This is a genomic window from Streptomyces sp. NPDC001700 (genome assembly GCF_053596435.1).
Window position 1 is genome coordinate 385364 of sequence record NZ_JBSFGE010000004.1, and the last position, 15040, is coordinate 400403.

Annotated in this window: 20 protein-coding genes; 15 read left to right on the forward strand and 5 right to left on the reverse strand. The window is 72.5% G+C overall.

The window, feature by feature from the left end:
* Positions 1-27 precede the first annotated feature (27 nt).
* Positions 28-327: a type II toxin-antitoxin system Phd/YefM family antitoxin gene (locus tag ACWC5C_RS10225; protein ID WP_450874994.1), complete on the reverse strand. Its 300-nt coding sequence runs from the start codon at positions 325-327 to the stop codon at positions 28-30.
* Positions 328-394: 67 nt separating this feature from the next.
* On the opposite strand from ACWC5C_RS10225, the gene ACWC5C_RS10230 reads away from it, so the two are divergent.
* From ACWC5C_RS10230 to ACWC5C_RS10255, 6 genes are all read left to right on the forward strand, one after another.
* A complete protein-coding gene (locus ACWC5C_RS10230; RefSeq protein WP_450874995.1) occupies positions 395-1030 on the forward strand; it encodes an ATP-dependent Clp protease proteolytic subunit in 636 nt (211 codons plus the stop codon).
* A gap of 8 nt (positions 1031-1038) precedes the next feature.
* Positions 1039-1347, forward strand: a complete 309-nt coding sequence (locus tag ACWC5C_RS10235; protein ID WP_385444236.1) for a hypothetical protein — start codon at positions 1039-1041, stop codon at positions 1345-1347.
* A gap of 293 nt (positions 1348-1640) precedes the next feature.
* Positions 1641-2114, forward strand: coding sequence for a C40 family peptidase (locus ACWC5C_RS10240; protein ID WP_450874996.1), 474 nt, complete (start codon positions 1641-1643; stop codon positions 2112-2114).
* A gap of 56 nt (positions 2115-2170) precedes the next feature.
* Complete coding sequence (locus ACWC5C_RS10245) at positions 2171-2449, forward strand: VOC family protein (protein WP_450875147.1); 279 nt, start codon at positions 2171-2173, stop codon at positions 2447-2449.
* A gap of 75 nt (positions 2450-2524) precedes the next feature.
* A complete protein-coding gene (locus tag ACWC5C_RS10250; RefSeq protein WP_450874997.1) occupies positions 2525-3730 on the forward strand; it encodes a hypothetical protein in 1206 nt (401 codons plus the stop codon).
* Positions 3731-3754: 24 nt separating this feature from the next.
* A complete protein-coding gene (locus tag ACWC5C_RS10255) occupies positions 3755-4309 on the forward strand; it encodes a DUF6328 family protein (RefSeq protein ID WP_450874998.1) in 555 nt (184 codons plus the stop codon).
* Here ACWC5C_RS10255 and ACWC5C_RS10260 read toward each other — a convergent pair.
* The gene (locus ACWC5C_RS10260) at positions 4306-4734 is read right to left on the reverse strand and encodes an ATP-binding protein (RefSeq protein ID WP_450874999.1); all 429 of its coding nucleotides are present in this window, start codon (positions 4732-4734) and stop codon (positions 4306-4308) included. The genes ACWC5C_RS10255 and ACWC5C_RS10260 overlap by 4 nt on opposite strands.
* Positions 4735-5011: 277 nt before the next feature.
* Between ACWC5C_RS10260 and ACWC5C_RS10265 the strand changes: the two genes are divergently transcribed.
* Positions 5012-5884, forward strand: coding sequence for a helix-turn-helix domain-containing protein (locus ACWC5C_RS10265; RefSeq protein WP_450875000.1), 873 nt, complete (start codon positions 5012-5014; stop codon positions 5882-5884).
* A gap of 9 nt (positions 5885-5893) precedes the next feature.
* Positions 5894-6127, forward strand: a complete 234-nt coding sequence (locus ACWC5C_RS10270; protein WP_385444248.1) for a DUF397 domain-containing protein — start codon at positions 5894-5896, stop codon at positions 6125-6127.
* A 33-nt stretch (positions 6128-6160) separates the two neighbouring features.
* On the opposite strand, the gene ACWC5C_RS10275 is transcribed toward ACWC5C_RS10270, so the two are convergent.
* The gene (locus tag ACWC5C_RS10275; protein WP_450875001.1) at positions 6161-7330 is read right to left on the reverse strand and encodes an 8-amino-7-oxononanoate synthase; all 1170 of its coding nucleotides are present in this window, start codon (positions 7328-7330) and stop codon (positions 6161-6163) included.
* Positions 7331-7476: 146 nt separating this feature from the next.
* Here ACWC5C_RS10275 and bioB point away from each other — a divergent pair, with 146 nt between their 5' ends.
* From bioB to ACWC5C_RS10295, 4 genes are all read left to right on the forward strand, one after another.
* The gene (gene bioB, locus ACWC5C_RS10280) at positions 7477-8700 is read left to right on the forward strand and encodes a biotin synthase BioB (protein WP_450875002.1); all 1224 of its coding nucleotides are present in this window, start codon (positions 7477-7479) and stop codon (positions 8698-8700) included.
* Positions 8693-10009, forward strand: a complete 1317-nt coding sequence (locus ACWC5C_RS10285; RefSeq protein WP_450875003.1) for an adenosylmethionine--8-amino-7-oxononanoate transaminase — start codon at positions 8693-8695, stop codon at positions 10007-10009. The genes bioB and ACWC5C_RS10285 overlap by 8 nt, the downstream gene beginning before the upstream one ends.
* A 43-nt stretch (positions 10010-10052) precedes the next feature.
* Positions 10053-10766, forward strand: a complete 714-nt coding sequence (gene bioD, locus ACWC5C_RS10290; protein WP_450875004.1) for a dethiobiotin synthase — start codon at positions 10053-10055, stop codon at positions 10764-10766.
* Between the two features lie 90 nt (positions 10767-10856).
* Positions 10857-11528, forward strand: coding sequence for a class I SAM-dependent methyltransferase (locus tag ACWC5C_RS10295; protein ID WP_450875005.1), 672 nt, complete (start codon positions 10857-10859; stop codon positions 11526-11528).
* Between the two features lie 3 nt (positions 11529-11531).
* Here ACWC5C_RS10295 and ACWC5C_RS10300 read toward each other — a convergent pair whose 3' ends face one another.
* Positions 11532-11903 (reverse strand): fic family toxin-antitoxin system, toxin component, encoded by a 372-nt coding sequence (locus ACWC5C_RS10300; protein WP_385444260.1) that lies wholly within the window; start codon positions 11901-11903, stop codon positions 11532-11534.
* Positions 11900-12145, reverse strand: coding sequence for an antitoxin (locus tag ACWC5C_RS10305; RefSeq protein ID WP_385444262.1), 246 nt, complete (start codon positions 12143-12145; stop codon positions 11900-11902). The genes ACWC5C_RS10300 and ACWC5C_RS10305 overlap by 4 nt, the downstream gene beginning before the upstream one ends.
* A gap of 100 nt (positions 12146-12245) precedes the next feature.
* Between ACWC5C_RS10305 and ACWC5C_RS10310 the strand changes: the two genes are divergently transcribed.
* The 3 genes from ACWC5C_RS10310 to ACWC5C_RS10320 are packed head-to-tail and all read left to right on the forward strand — an operon-like array spanning position 12246 to position 15040.
* On the forward strand, positions 12246-13040 hold the full coding sequence (locus tag ACWC5C_RS10310) for an ABC transporter ATP-binding protein (protein WP_450875006.1): 795 nt from the start codon (positions 12246-12248) through the stop codon (positions 13038-13040).
* Positions 13041-13095: 55 nt separating this feature from the next.
* Positions 13096-13995: a TIGR03621 family F420-dependent LLM class oxidoreductase gene (locus ACWC5C_RS10315; RefSeq protein WP_450875007.1), complete on the forward strand. Its 900-nt coding sequence runs from the start codon at positions 13096-13098 to the stop codon at positions 13993-13995.
* A gap of 52 nt (positions 13996-14047) precedes the next feature.
* Positions 14048-15040 (forward strand): LacI family DNA-binding transcriptional regulator, encoded by a 993-nt coding sequence (locus ACWC5C_RS10320; RefSeq protein ID WP_450875008.1) that lies wholly within the window; start codon positions 14048-14050, stop codon positions 15038-15040.

The window sequence follows — 15040 nt, forward strand, 5'->3', positions numbered from 1 at the left end:
CCCCTCAGGACCCGCTAGGGACCCGCATCATTCGCGGCCCGGACGCCGATCCCCGGCGTCCGGGCCGCGGTGTTCTGCCGCGATACCGAAGCGCCGCCGTTCGCCGGGAGCGGACGAGGTCGGGCGCATCGCCGACACCGTACTGATCACCTGCTCCTCCGCCTCCGCCTCGATCGCGTCGAGTCGTTGCAGGTCAGCCGAGGACACGAGGGCCACCAGCGGCTTTCCATGCCGGGTGAGGACCACCCGCTCACCGCCGTAGACCACGCGGTTGATCAGCTCCGCCAGCTCCGCCCGGGCTTGCGTCACCGGAATCTCGTACGCCATGCTCCCCATCGTACGGGACGTACATCCTGTACATTTTTCACAGAGCCGAGTCCCAGAGGTGACCGCGATGGAACGACCTGCCGCGCGCTATGTCCTGCCCGAGTTCACCGAGCGCACCAGCACCGGCGTGCGCACCATGGACCCCTATTCGAAGCTGCTCTCCGAGCGCATCGTCTTCCTCGGCACGCCCATCGACGACACGGCCGCCAACGATGTGATCGCGCAGCTCATCCACCTCGAACACGCCGGGCCCGACCAGGATGTCTCGCTGTACATCAACTCCCCGGGCGGCTCGTTCGGCGCGATGACGGCGATCTACGACACGATGCGCTTCGTGACCTGCGACATCGAGACCATCTGCCTGGGCCAGGCCGCGTCGGCGGCCGCCGTGCTGCTCGCCGCCGGGGCGCCGGGCAAGCGGCTGGCGCTGCCGGGCGCGCGGGTGCTCATCCACCAGGCGGCGTTCAGCGAGCCCGTCGAGGGCACCACCTCGGACCTGGAGATCCAGGCCGCCGAGCTGCTGCGGACGCAGGCGCTGCTGGAGGAGCTGCTGGTGCGGCACACCGGCCAGAGCGCCGAGCGGATCCGCGCGGACATCGACCGCGACCGGATTTTCGACGCCGCGGCGGCGGTGGCGTACGGGCTGGTGGACGGGGTCACCGAGAGCCGTAAGCGTCCGGGTTCGCTGCCCGGGGAGAGGTGAGTGTGCCGATGCTTCCGCCGGAACTGCCCCCGCTGCCCGCGCTGACCCGGGCCGAGGGAGACCTCGTGGACGGCTATCTGGAAGCGGTCGATCTGCTCGGCCGGATCAATCCCGCCCGTGGCCATGACACCTACAGCGGGCTGCGCGCCGCCCAGGCGCTGGTCGGGAAGGCCATCGCGCTGCGGGACGCGCTGGCGAGGATGCACGACCGGGGCGAGAGCGAGCTGCACACGGCGACGCTGGCCCGGGCGCTGCGGGTGCTGGACGGGGAGCGGCGCGCCGAGCGGGTGACGCTGCCGACCGTCTCACCGCGCTGAGCCCGGGGCCGCCGCCGTTCGCCCGCCGCGCCGAGTCGGTCCCGGGGCCTCGCGGCGTCGCCCGAACGGCGCAGTCCGGATCCCGGCCCGCCGCCGCCCCCGGCTTGCGGCCGCCGTCGCCGATAGCGCCGTCGCCGCAGGCCGGAGCCCGGGCCACGGCCCGCCCCGGTCACCCGAACGGCGGAGCCGTGACCACCCTCACACCCCGCCCGCTCGGCTCGGAACCGGCGGCCTCGGCGGGCGACCATCCCTGGGAACGACCGAAACCCGGTCACCGAAGGGTGGTGTGCGAGATGACCGCGCACATACGGATCCCCAGAATGGTCTCCCGGGCCGGTGCCGTCTCGGCCCTCACCGCCGCCGCAGTCGGCAGCACCGTGACGGTGCCCGCGCTGCCACAGCAGGCCGACGCGGCGACCGTGGCGGTCAAGGCGCTGCGGATCGCGGCGTCGAAGAAGGGCGCGCCCTATGTGTACGGCGCGGCGGGGCCCCGCCGCTTCGACTGCTCGGGGCTCACCCAGTACGCGTACAAGCGGGCCGGGAAGCGGCTGCCGCGCACCGCCGCCGCCCAGTACAACCGCACCCGCCACGTCAAGGCCTCCGCCCGCAAGGGCGGTGACCTGGTCTTCTTCCATTCCGGCGGCAGCGTGTACCACGTGGGCCTCTACGCGGGCAGCGGCCGGATCTGGCACGCGCCGAAGGCGGGCACGGTGGTGCGGCTGGAGCGGATCTGGACCACGAAGATCAGTTACGGGCATGTGCGCTGAGCGGGCCGAGTGTCAGTGCCCGGCGGTAGGTTGACGGCGGATCAGGGCAATCGCCCCTGGTCCCCCGTCCCCACCGGAGGAACCGCATGGCGTATCTCAGCCCCGTCCGGCACATCTCCTTCGACGCCCACGACCCGTACGCCCTGGCGCGGTTCTGGTCCCAGCTGACCGGCTGCGCGATCACGGACGAGGAGGTGCGGCGGCTGCTCGGGCTCGGCGCGCGGACCGTGGACGACCGGCGCACGGACGACGGGATGGGGTGGGTCGTGATGGCCGATCCCGAGGGCAACGAGTTCTGTGTGGAGCGCGGCGCGGTCGAGCGCGGTCTGGTGTGAGGGCCCCCGTGAGGGGTTAGCGTGGGCCGGGGTCCGCCGGTTCGGGGAGACCGGCGGCGGGAGGGGGAGCGCGTCGTGAGCGATCAGTTCGAGGCGGACCGGACCTACGACCAGGTGTATCTGGTCTTCGTCGACACCTCCGGCTATTCGACGATCGTCCGCTCGAATCCCAGGGACCGGGCCGCCCACGGCTTCGATCTGCTGCGGGAGCGGATGCGGGCGCGGATCGGCCAGGTCTCCGCACGGCACCGCTGTGCCCGCAGTGATCTGTGGAACTGGCGCGGGGACGGCGGGTTCTTCGCGATCCACGACGACAGCGAGAGCGTCGCCCGGGATGTAGCGCTGGAGGCGGCCCGGGCGTTTCTCACCCTCGATCTGCGGCATCTGCGGGACGAGTTCGCGCAGGCGGGGGTGGACGGCGAGCTGCATGTGCGGATGGCGGTGCACAAGGGGGCGATCCGGCACACCGGCGAGGGCCGGACCGGCACCATCCACTCCCCCGACATCAATCTGGCCGCGCATCTGGAGAAGGCGACGCCGCCGGACTGTCTGGCGGTCTCGGAGGACGTGTACCGCACCGCGGGCCGGTATGCGGAGCTGTTCGCGCACGTCGGCAGCCATGAGGGCAAGGACGTCTATCTGATGGCGGGCGACGGCGGCCCGCCCGAGGCGGCCAAGGCGTGGCTGGCGGGCCGGGGGCTGGCGGGCGGCACGCCCGTGCACGCCTATCCCGAGCGGCCCAGCTCGCCGGAGAAGGCGCGGCTGCTGGACGCGGCGTCGGCGGAGGTGCTCGACATGGGCACCGCGCTGCGCACCTCGTCGTCCCGGCTGGTCACCACGGAGCGCCCGGCCCGCTACCGCGACGCGGTGCTGGGCCTGCTGCGCCGGGGCGGGGTGTACCGCTGCTATCTGCTGGATCCGTCCTCGGACGCGGCGGCGACCCTGTCGCGGCAGTACCAGGAGGACATGGCCCGGAAGATCAAGGATTCGCTGGAGCGGTTCGGCCGGTTCAAGGAGCGGTACGGGGCGGCGGCGGACGGTTTGCGGGTCTACCAGACGGACGAGTTCCCCGGCTTCTCGGCGCTGGCCGTCGATCCGCGCCAGCCGAACGGGCTGATCCTCTACTCCTCGTATCTGATGGGCACGAGCCCGTACGGGGTGATCGAGCGCGGCGATATGCCGCACTATCTGATCAGCCCGGACGCGGGCCGTACGTACGCGCGCATCCTGGAGCTGACCGAGGCGCGGACGGCTACGGGGCAGGTCGAGCGCGTAGTGTGACCGGTTCCGGTAACCCAGATACGTATGAAGAACGACGCCCCGAGAACCGTCCGTCGCGAGACCGCGCTGGAGCGTGACGACCGGAACTTCGCCGAGCTGCTGCAGGAGCTGCGGGTCACCCAGACGGGTGTGCAGATCTTGTTCGCCTTCCTGCTGACCCTGGCCTTCACCGACCGCTTCGCATCGCTGGACGCGGTGCAGCGCGGCACCTACGTCTCCACGCTGCTGCTCGCGGTCGTGGCGGCAGCCCTGTTCACGGCCCCGGCGGCGCTGCACCGGGCGCTGTTCCGGAGGGGGGCCAAGCGGCGGGTGGTGGACGTTTCGGGGAAGCTGGCCACGGCCGGTCTGTGCGTGCTGACGATGGCGTTCACCGGGGCGGTGCTGCTGGTGGTGGACGTGGTGCTGGGGCGCGCCGCGGGGATCGCGGCGGCGTCGGGCACGTTCGCGGTGTGCTGCGGGCTGTGGGGCGTCCTCCCCCGGTGGGTCCGCCACCAGGTGGGCCGCGCCGCACCGGCCGCCACGTCGACCGAGCCGCGCGCGCCGCACGCACCGCACACGCCGCACGACGGCAAGGCCTAGCGCACCGGCACGGTCCACGGCAGGGCGATCCATACGGTCTTGCCCCCGTCCGGCGTCGGGGTCACGAACACCTCGCCGCCCGATTCGGCGGCCAGAGCGCCGATGATGACCAGGCCCCGTCCGTTGTCCTGATGGGCGGCGGCGGTCAGCCGCTGGGGGCGGCGCGGGTGGCTGTCGGTGACACCGATCTCCAGCCGCCCCTCGTGGTCGAGCCTTATGTCCACGGTGAAGGTGGGCGACTGGCCCAGGGTGTGCTGTACCGCGTTGGTGGCGAGCTCGGAGACGATGAGCCGCACGGTGTCCGCGGCCTCCTCGCCTTCCCCGAGTCCCCATTCGGCCAGCACGCTCGCCACGTGGGCGCGGGCCGCGGGGACCGAGGCGGGCGCGCTCGGCAGAGTGACGGATGCTTCCTGATGGTCTGCCATGACGGTCTGTCCCTTTCCCGCCGGGGCACGGCTGCGGACGCGTTCGGATGGCGCCGGCGCAGCCTGGGGGTCCGGGTGGGCGGCCCCGGCGGCTCCGACCGTCAGACTGCCACCGATGCCCTCCGTGACGGGGGCGATCCACCGAGTTATGCATATATCTGTCGCCCGAAGCGGTGAACTCTGCTACGGAAGACCGGATTTGCCGGGCAGACTAAGCCACGGTCACGACACGGCATGACAGGGCGGGACAGCGGATGGCAAGCGGGAGGGAATTCGGATGCGGTACGGCCCGGCGGTACGCCGCCGCAAGCTCGGCGCGGAACTGCGCCGCCAGCGCGATCTGGCGGGACTCACCAGCGGCGAGGCCGCGCGGCGGCTGGACTGGCACCAGTCGAAGGTGAGCCGGATCGAGACCGGGCGCAGCGGGGCGAAACCCGGCGACGTGGCACGGCTGCTGGAGGTGTACGGGGTCACCGACCCGCAGCTGCGGGCCCTGCTGGAGGCGCTGTGCGGCGGCGGCCCCTCGGATCCGGAGGGGTCGCGGCGCGGCTGGTGGTACGCGTACCGCGATCTGCTGCCGCCCGCCTACCGGGACTTCATCAGCCTGGAGGCGGAGGCGTCGGAGGCGTACACGCTGGAGACCACGGTGGTGCCGGGGCTGCTGCAGACCGCGGACTACGCGCGGACGGTGACCCGGGCGGCGCTGCCGGACCTGCCGGAGGATCAGCTGAACACGCTGGTCGAGGTACGGATCGCACGCCAGTCCGTGCTGCGCGAGGGCCGCCGCCCGCTGCGGCTGCACGCGGTGCTCGACGAGGCGGTGTTACGGCGCGGAGTGGGCGACGCGGAGGTGATGAGGGCTCAGCTGCGGCAACTGGCGGAGCTGGCCGCGTTACCCCAGGTGCGGTTGCAGGTACTGCCGTTCACCGCGGGAATGCCCATCGGTATTACAGGTCCTTTCATTATCTTCTCTTTTCCGCACATTACTGACCTTGACGTGGTAGTTCTCGACCATTTGACGAGTAGCCTCTATCTGGAGCGGAAAGAAGACCTCCGGGCGTACAGCAGCGCATTCGATGTGTTGCGGACCAACGCCCTGACACCAGAGGATTCCTTGTCCTTCATCAAAGAAATCGGGGGCGGCGCCTGAGGGGGCACCATGTCCGATCTGTCCGCCAAGTCCGTCGTCTGGCTGCGCAGCAGCTATAGCGTCGGAATGAACAACTGCGTCGAAACGGCCCGGCTGACTCCGGGCCTGCTCGCCGTGCGGGACTCGAAGAACATCGCGGGACCCGCTCTGCTGTTCCCCCCGTCCGCCTGGGCCTCGTTCGTCGGGGACCTGTGCGACGGCGATCTCGGTGACCCCGGCTCCGGGGGTGCCTCCCGGCCGTAGCCGGGAGTCTCCACACCGCCGGACACCGATCCGTCAGGCGGCCGGTGCGGTCCCCACGATCACGTCGGCCGCGTTCTCCACCTGCTGATCCGTCAGATCCGCGCGAGCGGTGAGCCGTACCCGGGAGATGCCGTCGGGGACGGACGGGGGACGGAAGCAGCCCACCACCAGACCGGCCGCACGGCACTCCGCGGCCCAGCGCACCGCCTGCTCAGGGGACGGCGCGCGCACCGACACCACCGAGGCGTCGGGCCGCGCCGCCCTCAGCCCGGCGCCGGTCAGCCGCGCGTGCAACGCCGCCGCGACCGTACGGGCCCGGGCGGCACGCTCCGGCTCCCGGCGCAGCAGCCGCAGGGCCGCCAGGGCGGCGCCCACGGCGGCCGGGTTGAGGCCGGTGTCGAAGATGAACGTACGCGCGGTGTTCACCAGGTGCTCGATCACCCGGGCGGGCCCCAGCACCGCCCCGCCCTGGCTGCCCAGCGACTTCGACAGGGTGACCGTGACGACCACGTCCGGCGCGCCCGCGAGCCCGGCGGCGTACGGGGCGCCGCGCCCGCCGTCGCCCACCACCCCCAGCCCGTGCGCGTCGTCCACGACCAGCGCCGCGCCGTGCGCCCGGCAGGCGGCGGCGAGCCCGGTCAGCGGCGCCACGTCGCCGTCCACCGAGAAGACGGAGTCGGAGACGGCGAGCGCGCGGCGGCCCGGATCCTCCTTCCGGGCCCCGTCGAGGACCTTGGCGGCGGCGGCGGGGTCGGCGTGCGGGGCGACGGCGACCTCGGCGCGGGAGAGCCGGCAGCCGTCGATGAGCGAGGCGTGGTTGCCCGCGTCGGACACGATGAGCGCGCCCCGGCCGCTCAGCGCCGAGACCGCGGCCAGGTTGGCGGCGTACCCGGAGGAGAACACCAGCGCCGCCTCGAAGCCGCAGAACGCGGCCAGCTCCTCCTCCAGCGCCGCGTGCAGCTCCGTGGACCCGGTGACCAGCCGGGAGCCGGTCGATCCGGCGCCCCAGCGGTGCGCCGCCTCCGCCGCGGCGGCCGTCACCTCGGGGTGCCGGGACAGGCCCAGATAGTCGTTGCTCGCCAGGTCCAGCAGCGGCGAGTCGGCGGGCCGGGGGCGGAGTACGCGCCGCAGCCCGGCACGGCCGCGCTGCTCCCGTCCCGCGTCGATCCACGCGAACGGGTCGTCCTGGCGGTCCTGGGGCATCGGCTTCCTCGCCTTCCTGTGGGGTCCGGATAGAACGTAGTCGTGCGCATGCGTGGGCAGGGTGTGGCAATACACACACCCCGAACGCCGCGTCTTGTACGGTCCCTCCTTGGCCAGGAGCGGTGGGGTAAGACAGGATCTCCGCCATGGACCTGCTGAACACGCTGGTGGACAAGGGGCTGCGGGGCGAGTCGCCGACCCGCGCAGAGGCTCTCGCGGTATTGGCGACTTCCGACGACGACGTACTGGACGTGGTGGCCGCCGCGGGCAGGGTGCGCCGTCGCTGGTTCGGGCGGCGGGTGAAGCTCAACTATCTGGTGAACCTCAAGTCCGGGCTGTGCCCGGAGGACTGCGGGTACTGCTCGCAGCGGCTCGGCTCGAAGTCCGAGATCCTCAAGTACAGCTGGCTCAAGCCGGACCAGGCGGCCGCCGCCGCGGAGGCCGGGGTCGCGGGCGGCGCCAAGCGGGTCTGCCTGGTCGCGAGCGGACGCGGGCCGACGGACCGGGACGTGGACCGGGTCTCGAAGACCATCGCCGCGATCAAGGAACAGAACGAGGACGTCGAGATCTGTGCCTGTCTCGGACTGCTGTCCGACGGGCAGGCGGCGCGGCTGCGGGACGCGGGCGCCGACGCGTACAACCACAACCTCAACACCTCCGAGGCCACGTACGGCGACATCACCACCACCCACACCTACGCCGACCGGGTCTCCACCGTGCAGCAGGCCCAGTCCGCGGGCATGTCGGCCTGCTCCGGGCTGATCGCGGGCATGGGCGAGCGCGACGAGGACCTGGTCGACGTGGTCTTCTCGCTGCGCGAGCTGAACCCGGACTCGGTGCCGGTCAACTTCCTGATCCCCATCGAGGGCACCCCGCTGGCCGGGGACTGGAACCTCACCCCGCAGCGCTGTCTGCGCATCCTCGCCATGGTCCGGTTCGTCTGCCCGGACGTGGAGGTGCGGCTCGCGGGCGGGCGCGAGATCCATCTGCGGACGATGCAGCCGCTGGCCCTGCACCTGGCGAACTCGATCTTCCTCGGGGACTATCTGACCACCGAGGGCCAGTCGGGCAAGGACGACCTGGACATGATCGCCGACGCCGGTTTCGAGGTGGAGGGCACGGACACCAGGACGCTGCCCGCGCACCGCGCCGACGCCCTCGCGGCCGCCGGGGGCGGCTGCGGCTCGCACGGCGCGGAGGGCGGCGGCTGCGGCCCCTGCGGTGACGCCCACGAGGCCCCGGTGGCCGACACCGAGCCTCTGGCAGAGCCCTCCGCCGAGCCGGTCGCCGTGGCGGCCGGGGAGTCGCACGCGGATCTGGTCGCGGTGCGCCGCCGGGGCGCGGGGACGGAACTGCCGCCCAATGCCTGAGCCGCTGACGCCCGACGTGCTGCTGGCCCTGGACCGGCAGCACGTCTGGCATCCGTACGGCCCGATGCCCGGCCGCACGGACCCCCTGGTCGTGGAGTCCGCGTCCGGGGTCCGGCTGCGGCTCGCCGAACCGGCCGAGGGCGTACGGGAGCTGGTGGACGGGATGTCGTCGTGGTGGTCCGCCATCCACGGCTACAACCACCCGGTGCTCAACGAGGCGGCGCGCGGCCAGCTCGACCGGATGAGCCATGTGATGTTCGGCGGGCTCACCCATGAGCCCGCCGTGCGGCTGGCCGCCCGGCTCGTGGAGATCACCCCCGAACCGCTGCAGCACGTCTTCCTGGCCGACTCGGGCTCGGTGTCGGTCGAGGTCGCGGTCAAGATGTGCCTCCAGTACTGGCGCTCGCTCGGCCGCCCCGCCAAGCAGCGGCTGCTGACCTGGCGCGGCGGCTACCACGGCGACACCTGGCAGCCGATGGCGGTGTGCGACCCGGACGGCGGCATGCACCGGCTGTGGTCGGGCGTCCTGCCGGAGCAGATCTTCGCCGACGCGCCGCCGCCCGGCTTCGACGCCGAGCCCGACCCCGCGTACGAGGCCCACGTACGCGAGCTGGTGGCCCGCCACGCGGACGAGCTGGCCGCGGTGATCGTGGAACCGGTGGTGCAGGGCGCGGGCGGTATGCGGTTCCACTCCCCCGCCCTGCTGCGGATGCTGCGCGAGGCGTGCGACGAGCACGATGTGCTGCTGGTGTTCGACGAGATCGCCACCGGCTTCGGGCGCACCGGCACCCTGTTCGCGGCGGAGCACGCCGGGGTCAGCCCGGATGTGATGTGCGTGGGCAAGGCGCTGACCGGCGGTTATCTGACGCTGGCCGCCACCTTGTGCACCTCGCGGCTGGCGGAGGGCATCTCGCGCGGCGAGCTTCCGGTGCTCGCCCACGGCCCGACGTTCATGGGCAATCCGCTGGCCACCGCCGTCGCGGGCGCCTCGATCGACCTGCTGCTGTCCTACGACTGGCGGCAGGAGGTCAAGCGGATCGAGACCGGGCTGCGGGAGGGGCTTACGCCCGCCGCCGAGCTGCCGGGCGTACGGGACGTACGGGTGCTCGGCGCGATCGGCGTCGTCCAGCTCGACCAGCCGCTGGACGACGCGGGCATGGCGGCGGCGTCCCGGGCCGCGGTGCGCGCGGGCGTCTGGCTGCGGCCGTTCCGCGACATGCTCTACACCATGCCGCCCTTCATCACGGGCGACGACGATCTGGCCCGTATCTGCGCGGCGGTACGGTCCGCCGCCGCCACGGCGGGCTGACAGCACAACAGACAAGACAACAGCGAAAGGCACGAAGCAACAGATGTCAGTACTGGTCGTGACCGGCACCGGCACGGAGGTCGGCAAGACCGTCACCACAGCGGCCGTCGCGGCGGCCGCGCTCGCGCGCGGCCGGTCGGTCGCCGTGCTCAAACCCGCGCAGACCGGCGTGGGCCCGGATGAACCGGGCGATGCCGCCGAGGTGGCCCGGCTCGCCGGTGATGTGACCCTCCGGGAACTCGCCCGCTACCCCGAGCCGCTGGCGCCCGACACCGCGGCGCGCCGCGCCGGGCGCCCCGCCGTGCGGCCACGGGAGATCGCGGAGGCGGCGGAGAAGCTGGCCGCCGAGCACGATCTGGTGCTCGTCGAGGGCGCGGGCGGGCTGCTCGTACGGTTCGACGAGACCGGCGCGACGCTCGCCGACGCGGCCCGGCTGCTCGACGCCCCCGTCCTGGTCGTCGCGCACGCGGGGCTGGGCACGCTCAACGCCACGGCCCTCACGGCGGAGGCGCTGCGCGCCCGGGGCCTGCGCTTCCCCGGCGTCGTCATCGGCAGCTGGCCCGCCGACGCGGACCTCGCCTCCCGCTGCAACCGGACCGATCTGCCCGAGGCGGCGGGCGCCCCGCTGCTGGGCGCCGTCCCCGAGCGGGCCGGGGCCCTTTCGCCCGCCGACTTCCGCGCGGCCGCCCCGGGGTGGCTGGCCCCACGGCTGGACGGCGTCTGGGACGCGGAGCAGTTCGCCAAGGAGCTTTCGTGAAGGAGCACCGCACGGCGTAGCGGTGGGGGCGGCATGGGCAGACTCCCGGTACCGGTACACAGCCGTCCCGCTGGAAAAGGGGTGTCACCCATGCCCGTCCGCCTCCGTCGGCCCCCGCGTGAAACCGTCCACCACCCGCTCTTCGCCCGCTTCTATGCCAAGGTCAGCCCCCTGGCCGACGAACGGGCCGGGGTCGCCGAACTCCGTAGTGAGCTGCTGGCCGGGCTGTCCGGCCGGGTCATCGAGATCGGCGCCGGGAACGGCCTGAACTTCGCGCACTACCCGAACACCGTCTCCGAGGTCGTCGCCATCGAGCCCGAGCGCCATCTGCGCCGTCTCGCGGTGCGGGCGGGCCACCGGGCGGAGGTGCCGGTGGACGTGGCGCCCGGGGTCGCGGAGGCGCTGCCGGTCAAGAGCGAGGCGTTCGACGCGGCGGTGGCCTGCCTGGTGCTGTGTTCCGTACGGGACGTCCAGCGCGCCCTGGCGGAGCTGCTGCGGGTGCTGCGGCCGGGCGGGGAACTGCGGTTCCTGGAGCACGGACGGGCCGAGGGGCGGGCGATGGCGGCGGCCCAGGGGGTGCTGGACCGGACGGTGTGGCCGCTGATGTTCGGCGGCTGCCACACAGGACGCGACGTACGGGCGGAGCTGGCGCGGGCGGGCTTCGAGCCCGTCACCCGCCGGTCGCTGCGGCTCCCCGAGCGAGGGCTGCCGCTGCCCACGTCGCACTGCACCCTGGGCGTGGCGCGGCGCCCTCCGGCGTAACGGCTACACGCTCCAGCTGCGCAGCTCGTCCGCGATCGCGTGCACATCCACCGCGCCGTCGTGCACCAGGCGCGCCAGATCCCGCACCCGCTCGGGCGAGGTGGTCACTTTCAGCCCGCTCGCGACCAGGTACGCGTACGCGACGGCCGACGCGAACAGCGCGTTCGACCGCTCCAGGGCCGGGACGAGGAGCAGCAGCTGCAAGAGCGCGGCAGCCCGTTCCTGTGGGTCGGTGTAGATCGGGGTGCCGAATATCTCCGCCTCGTGGCGGCTCACGGCGGCCACCAGCACGCCGTAGTCGGTGACGCGCGGGTCCCCCGGGGTGTTGTGTTCGGCGATCATCAGAAGCCAGGCGAGGTCGATACGCACGGTCAACGGCGCGCTTCGCCCCCGAGCTGCCGTCCGGGCTCCCGGCCGAACTCCTCGTCGAAGACCGACTCGTACTGCTTCATGAAGTCGGCGGCGGCTTCCACGAACTTCTGGCCCACCTCGCCCGCGTCCTGCCGGACCAGCTCTTCGATGTAGCGGTTCACGCTCACTCCCCGCTGCAGTGCACGCTCCCGGGCCACCTCAGCGGTGGTCTCATCGACCCGGACGTTCAGCTGTGTCTTAGCCACACCCTCACGCTAGCGCATAATTGCTAGCGGCGCCAATGGCGCGCAAATCCATGCCGGTCCCTACCATCGAGGGCAAACCGTTCCGACACGGGAGGCGTTTGTGTCCACACCGGCGGCAACGAAGACAGACGGGGACGCGGCGGGCGGCGCTCGCCCGGCGGCCCGGGCCCGCGACCTGACCAAGGCGTACGGCAGCGGCGAGACCGCCGTGGTCGCGCTGGACGCGGTGGACGTGGAGATCGAGCGGGGCAGGTTCACCGCGGTGATGGGGCCGTCCGGCTCCGGCAAGTCCACCCTGATGCACTGCCTGGCGGGTCTCGACACGGTCTCCTCGGGCCAGGTCTGGCTGGGCGACACCGAGATCACCGGACTGGGCGACCGCCAGCTCACGCAGCTGCGCCGCGACCGGATCGGCTTTATGTTCCAGTCGTTCAATCTGCTGCCCACCCTGAACGCGGCCGAGAACATCACCCTGCCGATGGACATCGCGGGCCAGAAGCCGGATCCGGCGTGGCTGGAGCGGGTCATCGACACCCTCGGGCTGCGGGACCGCCTCAAGCACCGGCCCGCCCAGCTGTCCGGCGGCCAGCAGCAGCGGGTGGCCTGCGCCCGGGCGCTGGCCTCCCGCCCCGAGCTGATCTTCGCGGACGAGCCGACCGGCAACCTGGACTCGCGCGCGGGTCTGGAGGTGCTGACCTTCCTGCGCGAGGCGGTGGACGACCTGGGCCAGACGGTGGTCATGGTGACCCATGACCCGAGCGCCGCCGCCCACTCCGACCTGGTGCTCTTCCTCGACGACGGCCGGATCGTCGACCGGATGGAGCGGCCCACGGCCGAGTCGGTGCTGAACCGCATGCAGATCTTCACCAGGGCGTACGTGGCACACGAGGGCTGACCAACGAGAGCCGTTCTCCGCTACGTTCGGGTTATTTCCCGATCAAGGAGGGCGCATGGCAAGGCCGTTCCGTTTCGGAGTCAATCTGCTCACGCTCGAATCGGCCCCGACGTGGCGCGAGAAGTGCCGCCGCGCCGAGGGTCTGGGCTACGACGTGCTGCTCGTCCCCGACCATCTGGGCATGCCCGCGCCGTTCGCGGCGCTGGTGGCCGCCGCCGAGGTCACCGAGCGGCCACGGCTCGGCACCTTCGTCCTCAACCTGGGCTTCTGGAACCCGGCCCTGCTGGCCCGTGAGGTGGCCACCTGCGACGCGCTCACCGGGGGACGGCTGGAGCTGGGCCTCGGGGCGGGGTATGTGAAGGCGGAGCACGACAGCGCCGGGCTGCCGTTCGGATCGCCGCGCGAGCGGGTGGACCACCTGGAGCACACCGTCCATGAGCTAGAGCGGCTGCTGACCGACCCCGAGCAGCGGCCGCGCCCCGCCCAGGCCCCGCGCCCGCCGCTGGTCCTGGGCGGCAACGGCAACCGGCTGCTGCGGGTGGCCGCACGTCATGCGGAGATCGCGGCGTTCACGGGTGCGGTCCCGGCCCCGGACGACGCAGCCGTCCCGCTGCAGATGATCAGCCCGGAGGCGCTGGAGGAGCGGGTGGCGGCCTTCCGCGGCTTCGCGGCCGAAGCCGGAAGGGGACCGGATCCCGCCGAGCTGAACTATCTGATCCAGATCGTCGACAACACCGGCGACCACCGCGCCAAGGCCCGCGAGCTGCGGCCGTACGCCCCCGACCTCACCGAGGACCAGCTGCTGGAACACCCCGCGCTGCTGCTGGGCGACCCCAAGGACATGGCGGACCAGCTGCGGGCCCACCGCGAGCGCTTCGGCTTCTCGTACTTCACCGTGCTGGAGCACCAGATGGAGGCCTTCGCCCCGGTGATCGAAGAGCTGCACGGAGCGTGACCGACGTGCATTGACGTAACAGGAGCGGGGGTGCAAACCTCAGGTCGTGCAGGTGACCATTCGAGACGTCGCGAAGGCCTCAGGGGTCTCGCCGTCCACGGTGTCGCGGGCGCTGGCCCCCGGGGGAACGGTCAGCGTCGTCACGCGCGAGCGGGTGCGGGCCGCCGCCGACCGGCTCGGCTACCAGCCCAACCGCGCGGCACAGGGCTTGATCACGGGACGTACCGGCCATCTGGGCGTGATCGTCCCCGACCTGCTGAACCCCTTCTACGCGGAGTGCTGCAAGGGCGTCCAGTCCCGGGCCCGGGGCCTCGACTACGCGGTATTCGTATCCGACGCCGAGCGCGACGAGGCCCTGGAGCTGGACGCGATCCGCACGCTGGCCCCGCAGGTGGACGGGCTCGTCCTGGTCTCCCCGCATCTGAGCGGCGAGGAACTGCGGTCGCTGGACGAACTCGCCGCCAAGCCGACCGTGCTGCTGCACCGCAGGGAGCCCGGCTTCGCGAGCGTCACGGCCGACCTGATGGCGGGCATGACCGACGCGGTGGCCCATCTGCACGCCCTGGGCCACCGCAAGATCGCGTACGTCGGCGGGCCGCGCAGCTCCTGGGCGGCGCGGGAGCGGGCGGCGGGCGTCGAGGCGATGGCGGAGTCGGGCAAGGTCGAGATCGTCCACGTGGGGAGCGTGGCCCCGCAGTTCGACGGCGGGATCACCGGCGCGGCCGATGTGGTGCTCGCCAGCGGGGCGAGCGCGGTGGTTGCGTTCAACGACATCGTCGCGTTCGGGCTCATCAGCCGGTTCACGGCGCGCGGGGTGCGGGTGCCGGACGAGATGAGCGTGGTGGGCTGCGACGACTTCGCGCTGTCCGGGATGGCCGCGCCCCCGCTGACCACGGTGTCCGTGCCGAAGGCGTACGCCGCGCGGGCCGCCGTCGATCTGCTGTCCCGCATCCTGGGCACGCCCGCGGTGGAGGGGGCGGAGCCGATGCAGCGGGTGCTGGAGACGCATCTGGTGGTGCGGGGGTCGACGGCCGCGGTGGAGTGA

Excerpts from the sequence above, each read along its gene's own strand:
- ACWC5C_RS10265 (WP_450875000.1), top strand. The coding sequence starts at position 5,012 with ATGCGGTACGGCCCGGCGGTACGCCGCCGCAAGCTCGGCGCGGAACTG.
- ACWC5C_RS10240 (WP_450874996.1), top strand. The coding sequence starts at position 1,641 with ATGACCGCGCACATACGGATCCCCAGAATGGTCTCCCGGGCCGGTGCC.
- ACWC5C_RS10270 (WP_385444248.1), top strand. The coding sequence starts at position 5,894 with ATGTCCGATCTGTCCGCCAAGTCCGTCGTCTGGCTGCGCAGCAGCTAT.
- ACWC5C_RS10235 (WP_385444236.1), top strand. The coding sequence starts at position 1,039 with ATGCTTCCGCCGGAACTGCCCCCGCTGCCCGCGCTGACCCGGGCCGAG.
- ACWC5C_RS10295 (WP_450875005.1), top strand. The coding sequence starts at position 10,857 with ATGCCCGTCCGCCTCCGTCGGCCCCCGCGTGAAACCGTCCACCACCCG.
- ACWC5C_RS10275 (WP_450875001.1), bottom strand. The coding sequence starts at position 7,330 with ATGCCCCAGGACCGCCAGGACGACCCGTTCGCGTGGATCGACGCGGGA.
- ACWC5C_RS10255 (WP_450874998.1), top strand. The coding sequence starts at position 3,755 with ATGAAGAACGACGCCCCGAGAACCGTCCGTCGCGAGACCGCGCTGGAG.
- bioD (WP_450875004.1), top strand. The coding sequence starts at position 10,053 with ATGTCAGTACTGGTCGTGACCGGCACCGGCACGGAGGTCGGCAAGACC.
- bioB (WP_450875002.1), top strand. The coding sequence starts at position 7,477 with ATGGACCTGCTGAACACGCTGGTGGACAAGGGGCTGCGGGGCGAGTCG.
- ACWC5C_RS10225 (WP_450874994.1), bottom strand. The coding sequence starts at position 327 with ATGGCGTACGAGATTCCGGTGACGCAAGCCCGGGCGGAGCTGGCGGAG.
- ACWC5C_RS10315 (WP_450875007.1), top strand. The coding sequence starts at position 13,096 with ATGGCAAGGCCGTTCCGTTTCGGAGTCAATCTGCTCACGCTCGAATCG.
- ACWC5C_RS10285 (WP_450875003.1), top strand. The coding sequence starts at position 8,693 with ATGCCTGAGCCGCTGACGCCCGACGTGCTGCTGGCCCTGGACCGGCAG.
- ACWC5C_RS10230 (WP_450874995.1), top strand. The coding sequence starts at position 395 with ATGGAACGACCTGCCGCGCGCTATGTCCTGCCCGAGTTCACCGAGCGC.
- ACWC5C_RS10260 (WP_450874999.1), bottom strand. The coding sequence starts at position 4,734 with ATGGCAGACCATCAGGAAGCATCCGTCACTCTGCCGAGCGCGCCCGCC.